The following is a 21,976-nucleotide window of genomic DNA, read 5'->3' as shown; positions in this document are numbered from 1 at the left end:
ATCGGGCAAATTTACGGCGCTACCGGCAGCGGCACCGCTAGTAGCAAATGGTCGGTGAAAAACCGGCCACGCGCCGGGCGGCAGGTGATGGCAACCTCTACTTTTTTGATGCCAGCGGCTTGCCACGACTGCGTATCTATCCAACCCGCTTTTGGGTCGTTTAGTTGGTTAACCAGCTGTTTATTTAACAGAATTCGACCGCTCACCGGGTCCGTTATCAGCACCGAGAGCGTGGCCTTGCGCGGGTAGTTTTGCAGCGGCAGCACCAAGTGGGGCCCCGCGGCCAGGGGCCCCAACATAGGGTTCAACTGGCTGTACGACACCCAGAACTGCTTCACTAACGTTGGCGGCGAGGCGCCGTCGGACGCGGCATCGGCCACCACCTGGTACAGGCCCGGCCCAGGCAGCGTGTCGGCCACGGTGTAGGCGGCGGGGCGGCCGCCGTAGCTGTTGCGGGCCACTGGCACCCGGCGGCGCTCGGTGCTGCGGAAGGCGCGCTGCTCGCGGCGCAGCACCCGGCAGCTGGGGGCCCCAGCCAACGAATCGGGCAGGGCCCACGCCACTTGCACCACACGGCTGGTGGCGGGCAGGGCCCCGGCGGGTGCGGGCAACGGCAGCACCGCGGGCACGCCCACCGCCCAGCCACTCACTTGCAGCGTGAACGTGCAGAAATCCTGTAAGTACCCGTCCACGTCCAGCAAGTACGGCTGGCCGGCTTGCAGCTCCACGGCCACAAATACGTCGTCCTGTGTGCCCAGCGAGGTGCAGCTGAGCACGTGGTAGGTAGCCGGCTGGCACGGCTGCCCCGTCAGCACCACCAGTTGTACGCCGCGCACGTCGCGGCACCGCTGCCCGCCGATGTTCACGAAGTAGCGGCCCGCCGTGGGCGGTATGAACTCAAACCACTGGTCGTTGTGGTACTGGATGCACTGGCCGGTCAGGCGCTCGTCCACGCAGCCGCGCTGCACGGTGCAGCCCGCGGTGCTGGAGGTTACAGTTTTGTTCAGCGCCAGCCGGCGGCGGTTTTCAATGTTGTCGTTGGCCACCTGGGCCAGGGCCCCGGGGCCCCGACCGGCCAGCACCAAGCCCCAAAAAACCAGCCGCCCCACCCCCCGCGGCCAGAGGCAACGGAAAGCAGGGCGGCTACGATTTTCGGAGCGGGCGCGCAAAGACTACTTGCTTGCCACTTCAGCGCCCTTCAACTCTTTCTTCACGTATTTACTGGGGCATTTCAACAGGATGTTGTCGGCTACGAAGGTGCCGTTGTGCATGGCCCCGGTGATGACGACCTGCTCCGACGTTTCAAAGTCCTGCGGCTTAGGGTTGTTGTACACCACGCGCTGCGATACGTGCGTCGAGTCCATGAGGGTGAAGGCGAAGTAGTTGGGGTCCACCATTGGGTCGTATTGCAGGCCCATGGGGTGGTTCTGACCGTCGCGGGGCAGGCGGCCCACCACGTGCACTTTGGTGGCGTTGCCCTCGGCCGCACGCTGGCGGGCTTCGCCGAAAAGCACGTACACGCTGGCATCGGCCGTGGTGCTGAGGATGATGCCCGCCGCAACAGCAATGATAGCAATGATGAAAATATGAGTCTTCTTCACGAACCGGAGGATTTAGCTGATTTTAACGAATTTAAAAAGAATTTTTTCGGGGCTAACGGGCGGCAGGGCCCTAGCAAAGGCTTCGGGCGTGGTTAGCGCTTAGCTTGGAAGGACATGACTGTAACAACCAAAAAAGGGTAAAAGAATCCGCTCCTACCGATTAAATCCGCCCTCTACGGCGGCCCGCTTCTCCAAGCGGCTCACCTTGCGGTCGAGGGCGATAAGGTAGACGAGCAGGCCGGCGATAATGATGACTACCGCGGCCACCACCACGTAAATTTTGCCGCTGGCCCGCAAGTCGTCGGCCATGGCCGGTACTTCGGGGCCCCCGGGTACTTGGGCCCAGGCGTGGGCGGCGGTGCCCAGCACCAATTGAAACACGCCGCAGACGGCAACGAAGTAGCGCAAAAACTTATTGGTCATCGTGTTGGTGTTGGAGCAGCGTCAGGCGGCTGCTGACCTGGGTAAGCCAAAAGGAGAACAGAATCCAGCCGATAACGGCGGCGTAGAATACCGGCCGCATGGTGCTGTCGAGGTCGTACTTATTAAAACCCGGGTTACCGGTCTGGCCCGGGTGCAAGCTATTGCCCGAAATGCGGGGCAAAATGAACAGCAGCGGAATGGCTGCGGCAAACGCGAAAATGTTGTAGATGGCCGATACGCGCGCCCGCTGCTGGTCGTCGCGGAACGAGCCGCGCAGCACCAGATAAGCTCCGTATATAAGGAGGGCCACGGCGGCGGCGTTCAGGCGCGGGTCGGGCGTCCACCAAGCGCCCCAAGTGTAGCGGGCCCACAGGCTACCAGTGGCCAGGCCCAGCACACCCAGCAAAATACCGGTCTTGGCCGCTTCGTGGGCCAGAATATCCAGCCGGGCCGAGGGCCGCCGCAGGTACTGCATTGAGTACACGATGGACACGAGCATCACCATGATCATCCCGAACCACATAGGCACGTGGAAAAACAGGTTGCGCACGCTCTCGTTCACGATGGGCAGGCGCGGCACTGGAATGAGCAGCCCCGCAATAGCCGAGCCCACAATGAGCACCACGGCTAGCCACTTCCATGCCGAGGCACCCCGCGACTCAATCAGCCGCTGCCCGCCCCACACGCCGCCCACCATCACGACGACGCTGACCAGGGAGATGATAATTCCTAACGTTGCTTTGCTCATAAAAATTAGTTGTTAGATGTTCGTTTTCGGTTGTTAATTTGTTATAAACCAAGTATGTAACAACCAATAACGCCTATCAGCCACGCCACAAAAACGGAAACAACAAGTACGACACCGCCGCCACAATCACGTTCAGGGCCAGCAGCGTGATGATGGCTTGCTGGCTCAGGCCGCGGTCGAGGCCGTCGAGCGCGTTCTTGCTGACTTTGATTAACAACAAAAGCATCGGAATCATTACCGGAAAGCCGAGCACCGCCATTAAAGTAGCGCCATTGCCGCCCGCCTTGGCCGCAATGCCCGAGACGAGCGTGAGCGTGGTGGCAAAGCCCAGGGCCCCCAGCAACAAGTTGGCCACGAACAGGGCCAGGTCCTGGATGGGATTACCCAAAAAGATGGTGTAGAGGAACAGGGCCAACAGCCCCACGCCCAGCAGCAGCAGCGCGTTGTAGAGCATTTTGGCCAAAATGATGGCCTGGGGCCCCACCAGCGTGTAGTAGTACAGGCGCTGGCCGGGGCTCTCCTGCATGAAGCCCTTGGCCACAGCGTTGATAGCCGCAAACAGCAAAATCACCCAGAACAGGGCGTTCCAGGCCGGGGCCGGGGGCTGTCCGCCGCGCAGGCTGAAGCTCAGAAAGCACACGAACACCGTGCTGCCCACGTACAGCAGCAGCCCGCCCAGCGCCGCCCGCTGCCGCCACTCCAAGCGGAAGTCTTTGGCGAGCAGAGTAGAAATTTCGCGGAGCAGCGGCACGAGCAGCGGGTTGGTTTCGGGCCGCAAAGATACGACCCGCGCCGGGCGCCGGGGTACAGCAATTTGCGACTAACGCAGTTGGGCCGCCCGGGGCCCCGGGCGGCCCAACTGCGTTAGTCACCCCGCCGGAGCCCTACTGCACCACTTGCGCGGGCAGTAGGCTCTGGGAGGGATTAAACGACAGGCCCAGCAACTGGGCCGTGATGGGGGCCACATCTTGCAGGGCCATCTGGGGTACCACCTTGCCGGCGGCAAAGCCGGGGCCGTAGCCAATGAAGCCGGCCTGAATCCGGGCATTGTCGGGGAAGAAGCCGTGAGTGCCGCCGTGGCCGGGGCGCACAGGGCTTGAGCTAGGACTAATTTATCAGGTCGCTACCGACGCGCTGGCAATCTCAGGCGCCGCCGCTAGCGCCGCGAAGATTCTCGGCTTCAATATGGGCGGCCTTGTGCCCGGCGTGGGCAACACCGACATGGTGCCCGCAATGCTTACACTTGGGGAAGTGGTTATGTCGGCCCCGGCCGTGCAGCAGTTCGCCCCGGCACTTTCCTATTTGAACGTGCTGGCTGGCGGCGCTTCCTCCGCCCCGGGCCTGCCTCAGCAGCGCGGCGGGCAAGCGGACGGCGGCCTGGTGGCGCGGGCCCTGGGAGCTGTCCCGGCATTTGATTACCAGCAGCTCGCCGCGGCCATTGCCCAGCAGCCGGTGAGCGTGGCCGTGCGGGCCATTGCCGTGCAGCAGGGCCGGGTGGCCCGGGCGCGCAGCCTGACGACGCTGGGCAGCTAAAAGTCGCCGCCGGGTTTCTTGCCCATTGCTGCTTGTAATGAGGCTGCCTCCTGCTTGCCGGTTGCATCTGCGCCCGCAATAACCGAGAGTACCATATTGCCCGGCCGCTTGCCGCGGGCAATGGTGGGAGCCAGCCAGGATTCTAGCGGGTGAGTGCTTGCGTCCGGTTGGGAAATAGGGCCGCCAAGTACAAAGTCGCTGATGGTGTAGCGGTATTTGCCCTCCTTCACTTCCACCTTGATCTTGCGCCACAGGGCCCACGGCTGCGGCCGCCCAATGCCGGCCGCAAAGTCAAACTGCGCATAGGCGCGCCCGATGAGCTTGCCAGCTTCGTAATCATCCATCTCCAACACCGTCTTAGACGAGCCAAAGGTGTAGGCGAACCATTCCCGCCCCCGGCTATAAAGTTCGGCGGCGCTGGCCCCGGGCACTTGCACTACACCCGTGTAAGTCACCTTGCCCGATACGGAATCCAGCGGCAGCGTGGTCTGGGCGGCGGCGGCGCGGGCCAGCAGGCATAGGAGTAACAGCGGTTTCCACATGGCCGCGAACATACTACGGCCGGCCCACATCTTTGGTGCCCGGGGCCAGCGTAAACTGCTACTGGATTTCGCCCCGGGCGCAGGCGCACACAACGGGCGAGGCCGCAGCAGTTAAGGAATGGCAGATTTAAGTAGTCCGGGTAAATTAGTTTGCATTAAACGGGCTAGACGCGATGGTGAGCTGGGTTCCGAAATTTGCGAGGCAGCGATTGGTGGCGTAGGCGAGGTCGTCGGCCTGGGCGTAGTCCTGGGGTTGGAGCCATCCCCCTTTTAGATGCCGCCACACGGTTTCGGCAATGTTGAGGTGGGGCGAATAAGGCGGCAGAAAGAACAAATGCAGGTCGCGTTGCGCCCAGATGCCGCGCCGTTGCCGGATGAGATAAGCCGTGTGGATACGGGCGTTGTCCAGGACTACTCTACCCTACTATTTTAGTTACTTTATAATGAGTTAGTTGATTGATAATCCATCGGAACACAGCATTCATGTTGGCGGTAAATACCGGGTCGGTGCTGCGGCCGGGCCGCGTGTACTGGCGCAGGGCGTTGAGGCCGTGGCGGCCAAAACTGGCGCGTTTGTAGCCGTTGTTCTTCTGGGGGATGGGTTGCACTTTTTCGTGCAGGCGGGTGCCCACGCTCACGCAAAGCGCGTAGGCCAAACTCACCAGGCCCACGAGTTTTTTGAGTTTGTCCCGGCAACGCAGGTGCGTGGCCCGCAAGGCAAAGCCCCGCCCTTTCAGGTTCTGGAAACAAGCCTCAATCGTCCAGCGCTTGCGATAGAACTGGCCCAAAAAAGCCGGGTTGGCCGTGCCGAAGAGGAAGAGGTACTCGCCCCCGGCCAAGGCCGTGACCTGCGCCCCGCCCCAAACCCCGTCGACTTGGCACACGGGCAACTGGCGGCACTGGCCTGGCCGCAGGCCCCAGTCGGCCACGGCGTGACGACGGCCTTGGGGGTCGGTGAGCAGGTGGTGCTTGGGCAGACGCATGACGAATAATATGCCCTTGTCTTTGAGGTATTTGAACCAGGCATGGCCCACAAACTCGCGGTCGCCCACTACCAGCCCCACGCGGTCGGGGCCCAGCACCCGCAGGCAAAAATCCAGTAGCGCCGTGCGGTCGGCGGTGCCGGAGTTGCCGCTGCGGTTGTCGAGCAACTCCCAGCACAAGGGCCAGTGGCAATCGCCCCGGCCCACCGTCACGAGCAGGATGTTGACCTGGCAGCGGCCGAAGTCCCACTCCGTGCGGTCGATGCACAGGCGCAGCTTGCCCGTGCCCGGCAAGAGGCCGACGAGCAACACGGCCAAGGCGACGTAATCCAGGTCGGCTTCGCGGAAAAAGTCTTGGATGCGCGTCTCGTTCGAGGCCAGTTTCACGCCGTCGTTGAGGTGCTGCGCCACCTCGCAGAATTGCACATTTCGGCTTTTAAAGAGGCCGAGCACGAAGCGGGCCACGAACTTTTTGCGGGCCAGGTTCCGCACCAGCGGGACCGAATGTAAAAGGGTCGTAATTTTGACCACGAGGCGTTGCTTCACGGGAAGGAGCGCATTTGGTAGTTGAGGAACTCCAAAGGTCGGGCCTTCCCGTTTTTATGCCCGATTTTTAGTAGGGTAGAGTAGTCCAGGACAATAACCGTTGGACCCGTGATTTGCAGCGAAAGAGCATCTGCTTTTTCGGCCACAAAAGCGGCCGTGATGTTGTGGCGGTTTTAGCCCAGTGGCACTGGTTATCGCGGCTGAAGAGGCCCCAGCAGTTAAGGCGAGAGCATTTTTGAATGGGTACAAACACATCTTCGTCGGGGAATTGCCAGCCGCAGGGCACGTAGCCTTCCTGAGAGACGTGCGAATCATCGCCGTAAAAAAGGGTCAATCCGCACGCCTCGGCCAAGGCCTCGCCTTGTGCTAAGCGGGCGTACGTTTCGGTGTAGTGCAGCAGGTCTGGGCCCTTGGCCGGGCGGCGGCGGGTACGCTGGTATCGGCCACCAAGACGTTTAAAAAAGCACGGAACGTGTCGCGGCACACGGCCGGGGCCCCCGCCGCCCGCTGGCTTTCCCACTCCACCCTGGCAAAGGCAATGCGCTGGTGATTGGTTTCGACCGTCTCCCGGACGGCTTCCTCGTCCGTAGTGACGGAGAGCAACGCCTTGCGTCCGCGCCCTGGCTTGGTTTCAGGTCCACAATACCTTCTTCCTGGTAACGCTTCACCCAACTATTGACGCTGACCTGGCAGAGCCCGACCACGTCGCCGACCTCCTTCGAAGTACGGCCCGTGGCTTTGAGCAGTACCAGTTGGCAACGCTGCCGCAGGGTATGACTCGAACTCTTCTTGTACAAGGATGCCAGCGCCGCTTGGGCAGCTTCAGCTGCTGGGGAGTGCTGACACGACTCATGGCCGAAAGATGTGCCGATAATGCAAACTAATTTACCCGGCCTACTTAGCCTATATTATTATCGTTTCGCAGCATTGCGTTGCGCTTTCCTAAGCTTTCCCAGCTTTTTCAGCCCAAAATTTCCGCTTCCAATAGCCAAGGGGCCCCACCGATTGCTCAGTGGGGCCCCTTGGGATAATTGTTCGATGGCGGCGGTAATGCTAGAAGTCGTAGCCTAGCGTGAAGTAGAACTTGGGCGGGTTAGTGGTGTAGTTTTCGCGACCCCAGGCCACGTCGCCCTTGCCATAGAAGCCGAAGAGCGTGGTGCGCACGCCCACGCCGTAACCCACCAGCAGCGGGTTGCTGAAGTTGGTGACGGTGCCCGAGAACGGGTTGCCGTTGCCACCAAATTTCACGGTGTTGTTCGAGTTGTCCACCGTGAGCGGATTGCCGCCCGAGTAGGCCGTGCCCGCGTCCACGAAGCCCGTGAACTGGAGGTTGCGCAGGAAGGCCGAGTAGATGGGCCGCCGCGATAGGTACTGCACAATGGGCACCCGCAACTCACTGTTGAGCAGCAGGTAGCGCGAGCCAATGCGGGTACTATAGTTAAAGCCCCGCAAGTTGGTCACGAACTGCTGGTTGAAGATTTGGCTGGGGTCGGGTACCGGCACGTTGGGCTGAAATAGCACCCGGTCGTCTTTGTAATTCGGGAAAAACCAGTTGTCCATGCCGCCCAGGCGAAAATACTGGGGATTGGGCCCGAAAAATTGCCCGTAGCTGGCCCGGTTGGCCCAAATGATGGAGCGGTGTATTTTCTGGTAGTGGCGCAGGTCCACGGTGAGCTTACCGAAGTTGAGGGCCGCGTTGTTAATGCCCCGCAGCTGCTGCAAGGCCACCTTCATGCGGGTGCCGCGCAGCATGTTCACGCCGGTAGCAATGGAATTGTCGAACACCAGCTCGGCCTTGTAGCCCACGTAGTTCTGGTTGTTATCCAGGGCGTTGGAGAAGCTGTTGGAGAGGGTGCGGTTGAGGTTTTCGTAGCGCGGGCCAGCGCGCAGGCTCAGGTTGTGGGTGAGCGGGTAGGCAAACGTGACAGCCGCCTCGTGCCGGCCGTAGCGAAAGCGGCTGCCATCTTGCAGATCAAAGAAATACGCCTGCTTCTGGTAGGCAATCGTCCAGTCGACGCGGTGGGTGAGGTTGGTATAGGAGGCATTGATGTTGCTGGTGCGCAGGTCGAAGAGCCCAAACAGGCCGGCGTCGATGCGCTGGTTTTCCAGTAAGTCGTTCAGGTGGGCCCGGAACTGCAAGCCGACGCCCAGCAGCGGGTCCCACTTCACCGAGGTGGTGATGTTGTCGGCCATGAACCGCGTATCGTAGCGGTAGGGCCCCGTCACCTGGGGCACTTCGGGCAGCACCTTGTTCACGGGGCGGCGGGCGGCGCGCGCCACGGGCCGCGCCGGCTCATCCTCCTCAAACACGTAGTCGTTGGTGTTCACCGCATCGCTGGCCTTGCGGCGGGCCCGGCGCGTGCCGGGGGCCCTGGCGGTATCCGCCGACGCCGCAGTGGCCCGGGCCGCAGCTTTAGCTGCGGCGGCCACGGGGGCCGCCGAGCGGTCTTCCAAGGTTTTCTGGCGGGCGGTTTTGGTGGCGGGCTGGGCCGTGGGCAGCTCAAACTTGGGGTAGGCGTAGAGTACGTCGCGCGCCTGCACGGGGGCCACCATGGCCAGGGCCGTGGTGGTGGGGCTGTAGTCGAAGTCGCTGATGTTGGGCAGAAAGCTCGTCAGGCGGTCGCGCTGCTTGGTCGAAATGGTGTAGCGGTAGAGGCTGCGCACGCCGCTCTCCTCGCCCAGGTACAGGAGCTGGTCGTCGGACAGGGCCCGGGGGCGGGTTTCGTTAGAGATAGTGCTGGCCAGTAGCTCCACCGGTAGGGTGCGCCCGTCGAGGTGGTAGAGGAACAAGTCGAAGTTGTTCACTACGTTGGGGAACGTAGCCGGGCGCGACTGCCCCAGCGAATCGAGGTAGCGGTTCGAGCTGAAAGCAATGCTCTTGCCGTCGGGCATGAACACCGGCTGCGCGTCGTCGAACAGGTCGTTGGTGAGCTGCTCGGCCTGGCGGCTACCGGCCCGCAGCACGTACAAATCGTTCTGACCACCGCGCACGGCGCTAAACACCAGCGCCTTGCCATCGGCCGAGTAGTTCATGCTCAGCACCTGGTCGTAGGTACTAAACAGTGAGGCCGGCCGCCGGAACGTCACCAGCGTGCGTAGGCGGACGAGCATGTTGTTGCCGGTGGCCTCGCGCAGGTGCAGCGTCATGGCGCCCTGGGCCATTTCGGCCACGGCCACCTGGGTGTTGCCGCGCCAGGCCAGCACCGGCAGGCGGTTTTCCACTTGCTGGTCGGGGGTTTTGTAGCCGCCGCGGGCCACGGTGTTGCGGTGGCTGCCATCGCGGCGGGCCACCACCACGCGGTAGCGGCCCAGCTCGTTCACGGCGTAGGCCAGCTGCTGGCCGTTGGGGCTGAACACGGGCTGCGAGTAGATGGTGGCCCGACGGTTGCGGCTGCCCACCTGGAACTTGGCGTCGGGCAGGGCCAGTGCGGCGGTGGCCGGCTGCGCGTTCAGGGACCGGTAGTAAGCCAGCCAGTCGCGCATAAATACTTTATATGGCACGTTCAGCGACGAGCTGATGCCCACTTCCGCGTCGCGCGTGATACGCGTCAGGTTCAGGATGTTCTGGATACTGGTGTATCCGTAGCGCTCGGCAATGTAGTTCCAGACGCTATGGCCGGCCAGGCGCGCATCGCGGATGAAGAACGGCGCCGTGCGGTTGCCGTTGGGGTACAGCCGCGTCATGTCGCGCATGTAGCCGTCCATGTCCACGCTCCAGCCCTCGGCGGCGTAGGCCGCGGCCCCGCTGATGAACCAGTCGGGCAGTTGCAGCAAGTAGCTGCTTTGCAGCACTTCGCGCAGCGAGCCGCCGTACATCATGTCGTTCAGCAGTACCTGCGTGAGCTGAAAGCTAATTTCACGCTTATAGTCGGTTTGCAGGCCGGTGAAGGCGATTTGCACCTTGCTCATGCGGGCCAGGGGCGCGTCGCCGCCGGCCACCGTTTCGGGGTTGGGGTCGAGGCCCACGTTGCTCTGCCGGAGGTCGCCCACCGAGTTGTAGAGCATGATGGTAGTTTTGGCGTAGGGGTAGTACCCGATGAGGGCCGTGACGCGCTGCAACTCTTTCTCAGCGTAGTCCACGGCGCGGCGGGCGGCGGGCTCGTTGCCGTCGTAAAACATCACCGTGAAGTTCTGGGTGGAATACTGCTGCCAGTGAAAGTCGCGGTACTGAATGCGCACCCGCCCGAACTGCTCCTGCGCCGTTTGGGCCCGCGCCGGGGCCCCCGCGGCCAACAAAAACACCAGTGCGCACGCGCCCCGCACCGCTTTCCTTACCAAGGTAATGTTTGTCATAGTCAGCGAACGAACAAAGGCGGAAATTAGTCCGCTGTAAAAGCTAAATTTCCGGGGCTGCCACCGGGGCTGGCCACAGGGCCCCGTAGCGGGCCAGGCTCACTTCGGGCCAAAGGTCAGCCTGCCCAGCCAGCCAGTCGGCCATCAGCGCCGCCAGCCGCGGGGCCAGCACCACGCCCTTCGAGCCGTAGCCCCCGCAGAAGCTGAGGCCCGGCACCGCGGGGTGGGGCCCCAGCAGCGGCTTGCGGTCGCGCACGGCGGGCCGCACTCCCGCCCGCTGCCCCACCACCGCAAACGGCGCGCTGGTGAGGGCCCCCAGGCGGGTGGCCAGTTCGGCGCGGCCGTCGGCTGTGGGGCCCTCGGCAAAGGGCGGCCAGCGGTAGGTGGCCCCCACGCGGAAGCGCCCCGCCCCCAGCGGCACTACGTAGACGCCCCGGTTGAGCACTTGCCCAGCCTCCAGGCCGGTGCATTCTACGTCCAGTACCTCGCCCTGGTTGGGGGTAAGGGGTAGCCAGTTAAAATACGGGTTGTGAACGGCTTCGGCCCCTTCACAGCACACTACGTGGCGCGCCCGCACGGCACCGTTGTACACAAAAGCCGGCCCCGCGCTGGCCGGGATGCTAACGAGCCGGGCCCAGTCAAAAGCTTCGCGCCGCAGCCAGCCAGCGGCTTCGCCTTCGGCGGCCAGCGCGGCCAGCAGCTCGGCCACCGCCAAATAGCCGCCGTGGCGCAACCAGGCCCCGCCGTGGGGGGCCAGCACGCCGGGCAGACCGGGGTCGTGGGTGAGGATTTCAGCCACGAAATCGCCCCAGGGCTGCTTGGCACTGCGAGCCACCAGGGCGGCCTGCTCTTCCTCCGAGCCGAATACCTTAAAGATGGGCGCGGCGGTGTAAAAATCCTGCCCGAGCCGGGCCTCCAGGGCCCTATAATAGGTAGTGGCGTAGGGAATAAGCTCGTCGGCGCGCCAAGCTAGGGCGAAGCGCCGGCCGGCCACGGGGTTGACGAGGCCGGCGGCCACGCGCGAGGCCGAATCGGGCCGGCCGGCGTCGTACACCAGCACGCGGTGGCCGCGGCGTTGCAGCTCATCGGCCAATGTGGCGCCCGCTAGGCCGTGGCCCACCACCAAAAAGTCGCAATCCGTCATAGCAGCAAGGTACGGCCGGCGGGGAGAAACGCCGAAGCGCTGCCGTACTTTGCCGGGCCGTTGCGGGCGGCGGCCGGGCGGCGGCCGGGCGGCTTTTTCTTCTTCTTCGCATTTCCCATGCTCCTCAAGACTTTCACCTTCAACGGCTTTTCCGAAAATACCTACGTCCTCACCGATGAGGCCACCCGCGCCTGCGTCATCGTGGACCCCGGCTGCTACACCGTGGCCGAGCAGGCCGAGCTGAAGCAGTACATCGACGACAACCACCTGGCCGTGGCCGCCGTGCTGCTCACCCACGCCCACATCGACCACGTGCTGGGCTGCGCCTACGTGCTGCGCACGTGGCCCGGCACGCCCCTGCTCGTGCACGACCTCGACCGGCCCACGCTGGCCGCCGTGGCCAGCTACGCGGGGCCCTACGGCTTCGGGGCCTACCAGGCCGCCACGCCCACCGGGACCCTGGCGGCCGGCACGCCTGTACGCTTCGGCGAAACGGAGCTGGAAGTGCGCTTCACGCCGGGCCACGCGCCGGGCCATGTGGTATTTTACCACGCGCCCAGCGGCCAGGTGGTGGGCGGCGACGTGCTGTTTCAGCGCAGCATCGGCCGCACCGACCTGCCCGGCGGCGACCTCAAAACCCTGCTGCGCAGCATCGATACCGAGCTGCTCACGCTGCCCGATGCCACAGTGGTGCACCCCGGCCACGGCCCCAGCACTACCATCGGCGCCGAGCGGCAAGGCAACCCGTACCTGGTGTAGAAGATATTGGCGGCCCGCGGCCGTATTCTGTTGATTATTAAGGTGTTTGAGTTAATAAAACCGGTTATGCTGAGCTTGTCGAAGCATCTCGTCCGCTGACTAATTATTTTAATCACTGCCGTGATAGAGATGCTTCGACTACGCTCAGCATGACAATATAAAGCACTCTTCAGCCAACGCAAATGGCTTCCAAACAACGCTTCGTCTCCCTTTGAAAAAGCATCTCCCCAACGCCCTCACTTGCCTGAACTTACTGTGCGGGTGCCTGGCGCTGACATTCATCTTCAACCCCGGCCTGCATAACTTGGTGGTGGGGGCCTACTTTGTGGGCCTGGCCGCGGTGGCCGATTTTCTTGATGGGCTGGTGGCGCGGGCCCTGCGCGTGTCTTCTCCCATCGGCAAAGATTTAGATTCACTGGCCGACATGGTATCGTTCGGGGTGGTGCCGGGGGCCATGCTATTTCAATTAATAATCAGCGCTTTGGGATTATCAGGGCCCGCCGCTGCCCCGCTGGCGAGCGGGCTCCAGTACCTGCCATTCGCGGCGTTTACCATCACCATTTTTTCGGCGCTGCGGCTGGCCAAGTTCAACAACGATACCCGGCAGACCAACTCCTTCATTGGCTTGCCCACCCCGGCCAGCACGCTGGTGGTGGCCTCGCTGCCCCTCATCCTGGCGGCCCACGCGGGCGAGCCCACCACCGCCACGGGGCTGGTTTTGAACCCCTGGGTACTGCTGGGCCTTACGTTGCTGCTCTCGGGCCTGCTGGTGGCCGAGCTGCCGCTGTTCGCGCTGAAATTCAAAAGCTTCGGCCTGGTGGGCAACCGGCAGCGCTACCTATTTTTGCTGCTGGCAGCGGCGCTGGGACTGTGGCTGCACGCGGCCGCCGTGCCGCTGGTGGTGCTGCTCTACGTGGGCCTGTCGGTGGTGGGGCCCCGGCGGATGTGAGGGCCGGCCGCCGCTTCACAATAAAAACAGCCGCTTTCAGTTAGGGCCCCGGCCACGGGCCAAACCCTACACTAGCCTTCGGTGTTGGGGCCGCATCCCGGAACCGCCCGGCCCATTAGCCGTTATTCTATGCCGCGATTTTTTCTCTTGCTGCTGCTTGTAGGATTGGGATGGACGGCCCCCCCGGCGGCGCGGGCGCAGGGCCCCGCCACGGCCCACGTGGTGCTGCGCTGGGGTGGCTACGCCGAGGTGCCCAGCCGCACCGGCCGGGCCCAGCAGCGGGTGCCCACCTTCGCGGGGGCCTACGCGGCGTTTGACGAGCAAATCGGGGTTTTCAGCCAGCGGCTGACCGGCGACGTGCGCCAGGGCGAGCTGCTGAACCCGGTGTACGAGGCGTTTTCGGCGGCCGACGCCAAGCTGCTGGATGCCAGCAAGCTGCCGGCCGCGCCGGAAGTGCAGCTCAGCACGGGCACCGAGGCTAAATTACCCGTCACACGCTTTAGCTTGCGCCCCGCCCGCCGCAACCCCCAAACCGGCCAGCCCGAGCGGCTGGTATCGTTCGATTTTAGCTATTCTTTGGCCGAGCCCCGCGCCGCGCGCGGCGGCAGCGGCGGCACGGCCCGGGCCCACGCGGCTCACTCGGTGCTGGCCGCTGGCGACTGGTACAAGCTGGGCGTGCCGACCAACGGCGTATATAAAATAGACCAAGCCACGCTGAAAACGCTGGGCTTCAACCCCGCCACCACCGACCCCAAAGCCCTGCGTCTCTACGGCAACGCGGCAGGCCTGCTCCCACAGCCCAACCTCACCTACCGCCCCGACGACCTGGTGGAAAACGCGGTGCGCTTCGTGGGCAACGCCGATAATTCGTTTGATGCTGACGAATACCTGCTGTTCTACGCGCCGGGGCCCCACACCTGGTACGCCGAAAACGGCCGGTTCCGGCACCGTAACAACTTCTACTGCGACACGGCCTACTACTTCCTGACCACCCAGGCCGCGGCCCGGGCCCCGCAGCGCGTAGCCACGGCGGGGGCCCCGGGTACGGCGGCCACGCGCACCGTCAGCACGTTCGACGAGCGGGCTTTCTACGAACACGACTTGGTGAATTTGCTGCGCTCGGGCCGGCAGTGGCTGGGCGAAAGCTTCTCGCCGCAGTCGGTGCTGACGCGCACGGTTGACTTCCCGGCCAGCCTGCCCGACCTCGTGCCCGGCTCCACGGCCCAGGTCACGCTGGTCCTGGCGGCCACCGACCTCAGCGGCAGCCAGTTCACCGCCATGCTGAACGGCGCGGCCATTGGCACCGTGCAGGTGGCCCCCGTGAACGGACAGGCCTACTACGCGGTGGCCAACGTGGCTACGCCCACGCTGCCCGTGGTGCTGCCCGCCGCACCGGCCGCCAACCTCAGCGTGGGCCTGACCTTCAACAGCCTATCGGGCACCGGCGTGGGCTACCTTGATTACCTGGAAATCAACGCCCAGCGCCGCCTCACGCTGAGCGGGCCGGCGCTGGAATTCCGGTCGCTGGCCAGCGTGGGGCCCGGGGCCGTGACGCGCTTCGCGCTGGCTGGCACCACCGCCGCCACCGCGGTGTGGGACGTGACCAACCCGCGCCACGCCGTGGCCCAGGCCCTGGATGCGGCCGGCACGTTTGCGGCCGCCACCGACACGCTGCGCGAGTACGTGGCCTTCCAGCCCGACGGCGCGTTTGCCAAGCCACGAACCTTCGGCAAAGTGCCCAACCAGGACTTGCATGCCCTCGACGGCAGCTACGATTTGGTGATTGTGACCTACCCGGCCTTCCGCGAACAGGCTAACCGGCTGGCCGACCACCGCCGCACCCACGACGGCCTGAAGGTGGCCGTGGCCACGACTAAGGAAGTGTACAACGAGTTTGGCTCGGGCGGGCAGGACGCCACGGCCATCCGCGACTTCATGAAGCAGGTGTACGACCGGGCCCCGGCGGGCAAGCTCCAGTATTTGCTGCTGTTCGGCGATGCGTCGTTCGACTATAAATCGAGCCCATACAACGACAAGAGCCAAGAGCCCGCGTGGTGGGCCAGCCGGGCCCCGTTCCGCTCCGACGCCGACTTCGACCGCGCCAACCAGAACTACGTCCCCACCTACGAGTCGCGCGAGTCACTAACGGCCTTCTACGGCAGCACAGTAACCTATTCATCCGAAGACTATTACGCGCTGCTCGACGACAACGAGGGCGAGTTGTCGGAGAACCCGACCGGCACCGAGGTGCAGGACGTGGGGGTGGGCCGCCTGCCGGTGCGAGCCCCCAAAGGCAGCCCCGCCAACGCCGACAACGCCCGCCTGATGGTGGATAAGCTGATTGCCTACGACGCCCCGGCCAGCTTCGGCAAGTGGCGCAACCGCCTGTCGCTGTGGGCCGACGATGGCAACGGCGACCTGTTTGTGGGCGGCGGCTCGGAGCCGCTGGCCGCCGGCATCCAGGCCAACTACCCGGCCTACAACGTGCATAAGGTGTACCTCGACCTGTACCCGCAGGTGTCGGGGGCGGCCGGCCTGCGCTCGCCCGAGATGAACAAGGCCGTGGACGAGTCGTTTGAGGGCGGCTCGCTGCTGATAAACTACCTCGGCCACGGGGGCCCCACGGGCTTATCGAACGACCAGATTTTCACCAACGCCACCGCCCTGGCTCTGCGAAACAGCGTCAAGCTGGCCTTCATGGTGACCGGCACCTGCGACCTGAGCACCTACGACAACCCCGATTTCACGTCGGCCGGCGAGCAGGTGCTCACCGACAATGCCAACGGTGGCGGGGCCATCGGGCTGTTCACAACCACCCGCGTGGTGGAGGCGGGCCAGAACTACGGGCTCAACGCGGCCTTCTATAACAACGTGTTCCAGCCCCTGCCCAGCGGCAAAATGCCCGCCATGGGCACCGTGACCATGCTGGCCAAAAACGCCTACCCGGGCCCCGGCCAAGCCAGCGTGCTCAACAACCGCAACTACACCCTGCTCGGCGACCCCAGCATGACGCTGGCCTACCCGCAGCAAACGGTGCAGCTCGACAGCCTCAACAAGCAATACGTGGGCGGCGGGGCCGCGCCGCCTACCCTCCAGGCCCTGAGCCCCGTGCGTCTGCACGGCCGCGTACTGAACGCCGGGGCCCTAAACAGCGGCTTCAACGGCACTGCCCAAGTGACGGTGTACGACAAGCCCGCCACGGTGCTGACGCTGGGCAACAAGGTAGCCAACAACGCCGCCGACGGGCCCCGGCCCGTGCAAGTGCAGGAAAGCGTGATTTACAGCGGCCAGGCCACCGTGACGAACGGACAGTTCAGCCTGCGCTTCGTGGTGCCGAGGGACATCAGCTACAATGTGGGCCCCGGCAAGGTGAGCCTCTACGCCTTCAGCCCCAGCGCCGACGGCGGCAAGGGCACCGACGCCACCGGCCGCCTGGCGGCGCCGGTGGGCGGCGCGGCCACCGGCACGGCCCGCGACACGGTACCGCCCGCTGTGGCCCTGTTCATGGACAGCGAAACATTTGCCTTTGGGGGCCTCACGGGACAAAATACCACGCTGCTGGCCAACCTGAGCGACAACTCGGGCATCAACACCACCGGCGCGGGCATCGGGCACGAGATTACGGCCGTGCTCGACGGCAACGCCGCCGGCCTCACGGTGCTCAACGACGCCTACGTGGGCAAGGTCGATAACTTCCGGTCGGGGCAGGTGAAGTACCTCTACAAGAACCTGGCGGTGGGGCCCCACACCCTGAAACTGAAGGCCTGGGACACCTACAACAACTCCACGGAGCGCGAGATTGAGTTTGTGGTGGCCCGCACCGAGCAGCTGGCGCTGTCGCACGTGCTCAACTACCCCAATCCGTTTGCTAGTGCTACTACGTTTCACTTCGATCAGAACCGCGAGGGCGACGACCTCGACGTGCAGGTGCAAATCTTTACCGTGTCGGGCCGGCTCGTGCGTACCCTCACTGCTACCGTCGTCAACAGCGAACCGCACCAGAAAAGCATCAGCTGGGACGGGCGCGACGAATTCAACGACCAGCTGGCGCGCGGCGTGTACGTGTACCGGGTGAACGTGCGGGCCCAGCGGGACCACGCTACGGCTTCCAAATTTGAAAAATTGGTCATCCTCAATTAATACAATTTAAACCGCTTCCTTTGTGGCCGGTTTCGTGGCCCATTCCTATTCGCTTTATGCAACTTCCTACTCCCCTTACCTCCCGGCGCCTGGCGCTGCTCGCGGCCCTGTTGGGTGGCGCCACCGCGGCCCACGCCCAGAATTTCTCTAAAACCATTACCACAGCCGTGCCCATCCTCACCCTCAGCCCCGACTCGCGCTCGGCGGCGCTGGGCGAGGCTGGGGTGGCCCTCTCGCCCGATGCCAACGCGGCGTTCTACAACCCGGGCAAGCTGGGGTTTGTGCCGTACAAATACTCGGTGTCGCCTTCGTACACGCCGTGGCTGCGCAGCATCACCGACGACATGGGCATCTCGTACCTCTCGGGCTATGCCAAGGTAGCCGAGCGGTCGGCCCTCTCGGCCTCGCTGCTGTACTTCGACCTGGGCCAGATTCAGTACCGCGACGCCAACAACATCGAAGGCGCCACTTTCAACCCCAAGGAGTACGCCCTTACCGTGTCGTACGGCCAGAAGCTGAGCGAGAACTTCGGCCTGGGCGTGTCGGCCCGCTACATCCGCTCCAACCTCACCGGCGGCAGCATCCCCGACGCCCGGCCCGGCAACGCCGCCGCCGTCGACGTGGGGGCCTATTACAACAAGGATGCGAGCATCGGGACGGGCCTCTACAACATCGGGTTCGGGGCCACCATCAGCAACATCGGTAATAAGATGACTTATACCGACCCGGTGAACGCCAGCTTCCTGCCCACCACCCTGAAGCTGGGCACCGCCCTGACCCGCCAAATCGACCAGTACAACAAGATTACGCTGGCCATCGACGTGAGCAAGCTGCTGGTGCCCTCGCCCTACTACGAGGACCTGCTGCCCGGCACCGGTGCAGCCCAAACCGCCCAGCGGGACCGCATCAAGGCCGAAAATAACGCCCGGGCCCAAAAATCCATCATCAGCGCGGCCCTGGGCTCGTTCTCCGATGCGCCGGGTGGTTTCAAGGAGGAATTGCAGGAAATCAACCTGTCGGGGGGCCTGGAGTACAGCTACAACGACTTATTGTACGCCCGCGCCGGCTACTTCTACGAGAACCCCGACAAGGGGGCCCGCCAGTACGCCAGCTTCGGCCTGGGCGTGCGCTACCAGGTGTTTGGCATCGACGGGGCCTTTCTCGTGCCCAACTCGCAGGCCAACCCGCTGTCCCAAACCATCCGCGTGTCGCTGCATTTCAACTTCAACAAGCTCTCCGAAGCCTTCGCCGGCGACGCCGGCGGCACCAGTGGCACCCCGCCCAATAACTAGACTCGTTTTTTTCGCGGTTTCGCGTAGATGAAGGGAAGCGCCAGAAAGCCCGCCCATTCGGCCGCGGCTTTTTGGCGCTTCCCTTTAACTTTTGCGCCGCCGTTTGGCTTTTCCCTTCTCTATCCGTCTTTTTTGCTTTTTCCCAACATGCTCGACCGTACCGTTGCCCCCCCTTTGCAGCCCCTGGCCCGCGTGGCCCTGCCCACAGCGGAGGTAATGCCCTTGCCCAACGCCGCCCGCCTCCACGTGCTGGCCAACGATGCCCAGCCCGTAGTGCGCCTGCAAGTGGTACTGCCCGCCGGCAAAATTGCCGAGCCCAAGCCCAGCCTGGCCCTGCTCACGGCCCGGATGCTGCTCGAAGGCACCGCCACCCGCACCGCCCGCCAAATTGCCGACGAAGTAGCCTTCTACGGCGCGTCGCTCGACTGCGAGTCGGGCCCCGACCGCGCCATGCTTACGCTGTATTGCCTCACGCGGCACCTGCCCACACTGCTGCCACTGGTGCACGAGGTGCTCACGCAGCCCACTTTTCCGGAGCAGGAGCTAATCCAGCTGAAAACCCGCACCGTGCAAAACGTGCAGGTGGAGCGCCGCAAGGCCAGCTACCGTGCCTCCGAGCGCCTCAACGAGCACCTGTTCGGCGCGGCCCACCCCTACGGCCAGCTGTTCAACGAAGACGCTTTTCTGGCCCTTACCTGCGCCGATGTGCTGGCCTTCCACCAAGCGGCCTATCCACTGGGCGGGGCCGAAATATTTTTATGCGGCGATATAGACGGGTACCGGCAGCTGGTGGCCGACACGTTTGGCCAGGGCCCCACCGGGGCCCCCACGCTGGCTGCCGCCGGGGCCCTGGCGCCGTTCCAGCCCGGGCACGACTACGTGACGGTATCCGGCAGCTTGCAGGCCTCGCTGCGCATCGGGCGGCCCTGGCCCAACCCACGCCACCCCGAAACCCACCAGCTGAACCTGCTGGTCAAGGTACTGGGCGGCTATTTCGGCTCGCGGCTGATGCGCAACATCCGCGAAGACAAGGGCTTGACCTACGGCATTTCGGCCGGCGTCACCAACCGCGAGCAGGCCACAGCCCTCATCATCGGCACCGATGTGAAGGGTGACAGCGCCCCGCTGGCCGTGGCCGAAATCCAGCGCGAGCTGCGCCGCTTGCAGGAAGAGCTCATTCCGGCCGACGAGCTGGAAACGGTAAAAAACTACACCCTCGGCAAGTTTGCCAATGACTTGTCCACAGTGTTCGAGCAGGCCGATAAGTACCGCAACGTGGTGCTGATGCACCTGCCCGCCGATTACTACACCCAGTTCGTACAGCAAATCGACGCCGCCGACGCCCCCATCCTCCAGCGCCTGGCCCAGGAATACCTCTCGCCCGACGCCTTGCAAGTGGTGGTGGCGGGGGCCTAAAAAGCTAATGGTTAGCCAGCAATAACGCAAGGCCGTCATGCTGAGCGCAGCCGAAGCATCTCTCTCGCTGCGCAACTAATTACTGCTACGGGAGGGACGCTTCGGCTGCGCTCAGCATGACGGCCTTATGGCAAATCCTGAATCTGTTTTTCTCTACGCCTCCTGAATGGCTGGGGGCCCCGGGTTATACTCGGCCGTGGCAGTGAGGTGCTCGGCGGTGCGCTTACCCTGGTCGTCGCGCATGTCGCGGCGCTTGAAGGGGCGGATGATGAGGCGCAGAGCCTGGTCGGAACTGAAGTAGCTGAACGCCCAATCCACAAAGGCCACCACTTTGTTGCGGAAGCCCACCAGCGTCATCAGGTGCACGAACAGCCACGTCAGCCAGCCAAAAAAGCCGTTGAAGTGCACCCCCTTGGGCAGGTCCACCACTGCTTTGTTGCGGGCCACGATGGCCATCACACCTTTGTTGGTGTACTCGAACGGCTGGGGCGCTTCGCCTTTGGTGAGACGTACCAGGTTCTTGGCCAGCACTGAGGCTTGCTGCTGGGCCACGGGGGCCAGCATGGGCATGCCCTTGGGCATCTCGTCGGTAACGAGGTTGGCCACGTCGCCGATGGCAAACACGTTAGCCAGGCCTTCCACCTGGTTCCACTGGTTCACGGTCACGCGCTTGTTGCGGGTCACCACGGCGTCGGGTAGGCCGGGCAGGGTGGCGCCGTTCACACCGGCCGCCCAAATCAGGTTCTCGGTCGGGATGAACTCGGTGTCGGAATAGTACGCCTTGCTGTCCTCAAACCGCTTCACCGACGTATTGAGCTGCACCTGCACGCCCAGCTCGTGGAGGTAGCGGCCAGCATCGGCCTGCGACGCCGGCGACATGGGCCCCAGCAGCGCCGGCCCAGCCTCCACCAGGAAAATCTGCATCTTGCCCAAGTCCAGCTCGGGGTAATCTTTGGGCAGCACGTGCTTGCGCATCTCGGCCAGCGAGCCGCTGATTTCGACGCCTGTGGGGCCCCCGCCCACCACCACAATGTTCATCAGGGCCTGGCGCTCGGCCGCGTCGGCGGTGAGCAGGGCCTTCTCAAAGTTCTGGAAGATGAAGCTGCGCAGGTTCAGGGCATTCGGGATACTCTTGATTTGCATGGCGTTGCGCTCAATGCTCTCAATGCCGAAGAAGTTGGTGAGCGAGCCAGTGGCCAGCACGAGGTAATCGTAGCGAATCTCGCCCACGCTGGTGTGCAGCGTGTTGGTAGCCGATTCCACGCCCGTCACGTCGGCCAAACGGAAAAGGAAATTGCGCTGGCCTGCAAAGATTTTGCGCACCGGGTAAGCGATGCTGTCGGCCTCCAGGGCCCCCGTAGCCACTTGGTACAGCAGGGGCTGGAAGTTGTGGTAGTTGTTGCGGTCGACCACCACCACTTGCACCGGCGCGTTGGCCAGGTCTTTAGCCAGCTGGAGGCCCCCAAAGCCACAGCCCACAATGACGACCCGCGGCTTATCAGAAAACGGAAGATTAGTGTCCATATCTATAGAATAGGAATAAGCAATTGGCAAATCCTTGCTTTAACCCCAAAAGTGGCCCAGGGATTACCGAACAGCCTGGCAAC

General features: G+C 63.8%; 19 protein-coding genes and 1 pseudogene. 6 read left to right on the top strand and 14 right to left on the bottom strand.

Translation table 11 applies throughout. The features are described from left to right. Positions 1 to 11: 11 nt before the first annotated feature. The 6 genes from DDQ68_RS19010 to DDQ68_RS18985 form a co-directional block, all read right to left on the bottom strand. Complete coding sequence (locus DDQ68_RS19010) at positions 12 to 1,085, bottom strand: hypothetical protein (protein ID WP_109657713.1); 1,074 nt, start codon at positions 1,083 to 1,085, stop codon at positions 12 to 14. An 87-nt stretch (positions 1,086 to 1,172) separates the two neighbouring features. Further along, on the bottom strand, positions 1,173 to 1,601 hold the full coding sequence (locus DDQ68_RS19005; protein ID WP_109657712.1) for a cytochrome c maturation protein CcmE domain-containing protein: 429 nt from the start codon (positions 1,599 to 1,601) through the stop codon (positions 1,173 to 1,175). A 153-nt stretch (positions 1,602 to 1,754) separates the two neighbouring features. After that, entirely contained in the window at positions 1,755 to 2,024 is a 270-nt protein-coding gene (locus DDQ68_RS19000; protein WP_109657711.1) for a CcmD family protein, read from the bottom strand. Beyond that, positions 2,014 to 2,772 (bottom strand): cytochrome c biogenesis protein CcsA, encoded by a 759-nt coding sequence (gene ccsA / locus DDQ68_RS18995; protein ID WP_342767415.1) that lies wholly within the window; start codon positions 2,770 to 2,772, stop codon positions 2,014 to 2,016. Before ccsA ends, DDQ68_RS19000 begins: the two co-directional genes overlap by 11 nt. A 76-nt stretch (positions 2,773 to 2,848) precedes the next feature. Beyond that, positions 2,849 to 3,550 carry a heme exporter protein CcmB gene (locus DDQ68_RS18990; RefSeq protein WP_245897113.1) on the bottom strand — a complete coding sequence of 234 codons (702 nt, stop codon included), beginning with the start codon at positions 3,548 to 3,550 and terminating at the stop codon, positions 2,849 to 2,851. 106 nt (positions 3,551 to 3,656) lie between these two features. Further along, positions 3,657 to 3,863 (bottom strand): hypothetical protein, encoded by a 207-nt coding sequence (locus tag DDQ68_RS18985; protein ID WP_109657710.1) that lies wholly within the window; start codon positions 3,861 to 3,863, stop codon positions 3,657 to 3,659. A 94-nt stretch (positions 3,864 to 3,957) separates the two neighbouring features. On the opposite strand from DDQ68_RS18985, the gene DDQ68_RS18980 reads away from it, so the two are divergent. Continuing rightward, positions 3,958 to 4,305, top strand: a complete 348-nt coding sequence (locus tag DDQ68_RS18980; RefSeq protein WP_162549651.1) for a hypothetical protein — start codon at positions 3,958 to 3,960, stop codon at positions 4,303 to 4,305. On the opposite strand, the gene DDQ68_RS18975 is transcribed toward DDQ68_RS18980, so the two are convergent. From DDQ68_RS18975 to DDQ68_RS18950, 7 genes and pseudogenes are all read right to left on the bottom strand, one after another. Beyond that, positions 4,302 to 4,847, bottom strand: a complete 546-nt coding sequence (locus DDQ68_RS18975) for a DUF4468 domain-containing protein (RefSeq protein ID WP_162550251.1) — start codon at positions 4,845 to 4,847, stop codon at positions 4,302 to 4,304. The genes DDQ68_RS18980 and DDQ68_RS18975 overlap by 4 nt on opposite strands. Before the next feature lie 145 nt (positions 4,848 to 4,992). Further along, positions 4,993 to 5,205 carry a transposase gene (locus DDQ68_RS18970; protein ID WP_245897455.1) on the bottom strand — a complete coding sequence of 71 codons (213 nt, stop codon included), beginning with the start codon at positions 5,203 to 5,205 and terminating at the stop codon, positions 4,993 to 4,995. A 58-nt stretch (positions 5,206 to 5,263) separates the two neighbouring features. Continuing rightward, on the bottom strand, positions 5,264 to 6,376 hold the full coding sequence (locus DDQ68_RS18965; RefSeq protein ID WP_109656069.1) for a transposase: 1,113 nt from the start codon (positions 6,374 to 6,376) through the stop codon (positions 5,264 to 5,266). 366 nt (positions 6,377 to 6,742) lie between these two features. Further along, positions 6,743 to 6,979 carry a hypothetical protein gene (locus tag DDQ68_RS24025; RefSeq protein ID WP_245897112.1) on the bottom strand — a complete coding sequence of 79 codons (237 nt, stop codon included), beginning with the start codon at positions 6,977 to 6,979 and terminating at the stop codon, positions 6,743 to 6,745. A 71-nt stretch (positions 6,980 to 7,050) separates the two neighbouring features. After that, positions 7,051 to 7,173 (bottom strand): annotated as a pseudogene (locus tag DDQ68_RS24865) (hypothetical protein); the annotation flags it as partial. A 256-nt stretch (positions 7,174 to 7,429) separates the two neighbouring features. Then, the gene (locus tag DDQ68_RS18955; protein ID WP_109657705.1) at positions 7,430 to 10,669 is read right to left on the bottom strand and encodes a PD40 domain-containing protein; all 3,240 of its coding nucleotides are present in this window, start codon (positions 10,667 to 10,669) and stop codon (positions 7,430 to 7,432) included. A gap of 43 nt (positions 10,670 to 10,712) precedes the next feature. Further along, positions 10,713 to 11,813, bottom strand: coding sequence for an NAD(P)/FAD-dependent oxidoreductase (locus DDQ68_RS18950; RefSeq protein ID WP_109657704.1), 1,101 nt, complete (start codon positions 11,811 to 11,813; stop codon positions 10,713 to 10,715). Positions 11,814 to 11,930: 117 nt separating this feature from the next. Between DDQ68_RS18950 and DDQ68_RS18945 the strand changes: the two genes are divergently transcribed. The 5 genes from DDQ68_RS18945 to DDQ68_RS18925 all read left to right on the top strand — a co-directional run bounded on the left by DDQ68_RS18945 (position 11,931) and on the right by DDQ68_RS18925 (position 20,369). Next, complete coding sequence (locus tag DDQ68_RS18945) at positions 11,931 to 12,572, top strand: MBL fold metallo-hydrolase (RefSeq protein WP_109658516.1); 642 nt, start codon at positions 11,931 to 11,933, stop codon at positions 12,570 to 12,572. A gap of 211 nt (positions 12,573 to 12,783) precedes the next feature. Further along, positions 12,784 to 13,521: a CDP-alcohol phosphatidyltransferase family protein gene (locus tag DDQ68_RS18940; RefSeq protein WP_109657703.1), complete on the top strand. Its 738-nt coding sequence runs from the start codon at positions 12,784 to 12,786 to the stop codon at positions 13,519 to 13,521. 129 nt (positions 13,522 to 13,650) lie between these two features. Then, positions 13,651 to 17,661, top strand: a complete 4,011-nt coding sequence (porU, locus tag DDQ68_RS18935; RefSeq protein ID WP_109657702.1) for a type IX secretion system sortase PorU — start codon at positions 13,651 to 13,653, stop codon at positions 17,659 to 17,661. Between the two features lie 56 nt (positions 17,662 to 17,717). After that, positions 17,718 to 18,953 (top strand): type IX secretion system outer membrane channel protein PorV, encoded by a 1,236-nt coding sequence (gene porV / locus DDQ68_RS18930; RefSeq protein ID WP_109657701.1) that lies wholly within the window; start codon positions 17,718 to 17,720, stop codon positions 18,951 to 18,953. Between the two features lie 132 nt (positions 18,954 to 19,085). After that, the gene (locus DDQ68_RS18925) at positions 19,086 to 20,369 is read left to right on the top strand and encodes a M16 family metallopeptidase (protein ID WP_211320175.1); all 1,284 of its coding nucleotides are present in this window, start codon (positions 19,086 to 19,088) and stop codon (positions 20,367 to 20,369) included. 153 nt (positions 20,370 to 20,522) lie between these two features. On the opposite strand, the gene DDQ68_RS18920 is transcribed toward DDQ68_RS18925, so the two are convergent. Beyond that, on the bottom strand, positions 20,523 to 21,893 hold the full coding sequence (locus DDQ68_RS18920) for an NAD(P)/FAD-dependent oxidoreductase (RefSeq protein WP_109657699.1): 1,371 nt from the start codon (positions 21,891 to 21,893) through the stop codon (positions 20,523 to 20,525). Positions 21,894 to 21,976: the final 83 nt, after the last annotated feature.

The organism is Hymenobacter nivis, assembly GCF_003149515.1.
Taxonomy (GTDB): Bacteria; Bacteroidota; Bacteroidia; order Cytophagales; family Hymenobacteraceae; genus Hymenobacter; species Hymenobacter nivis.
The sequence above is the reverse complement of the archived record's forward strand: the minus strand, read 5'-3'. Positions and strand labels throughout refer to the sequence as shown.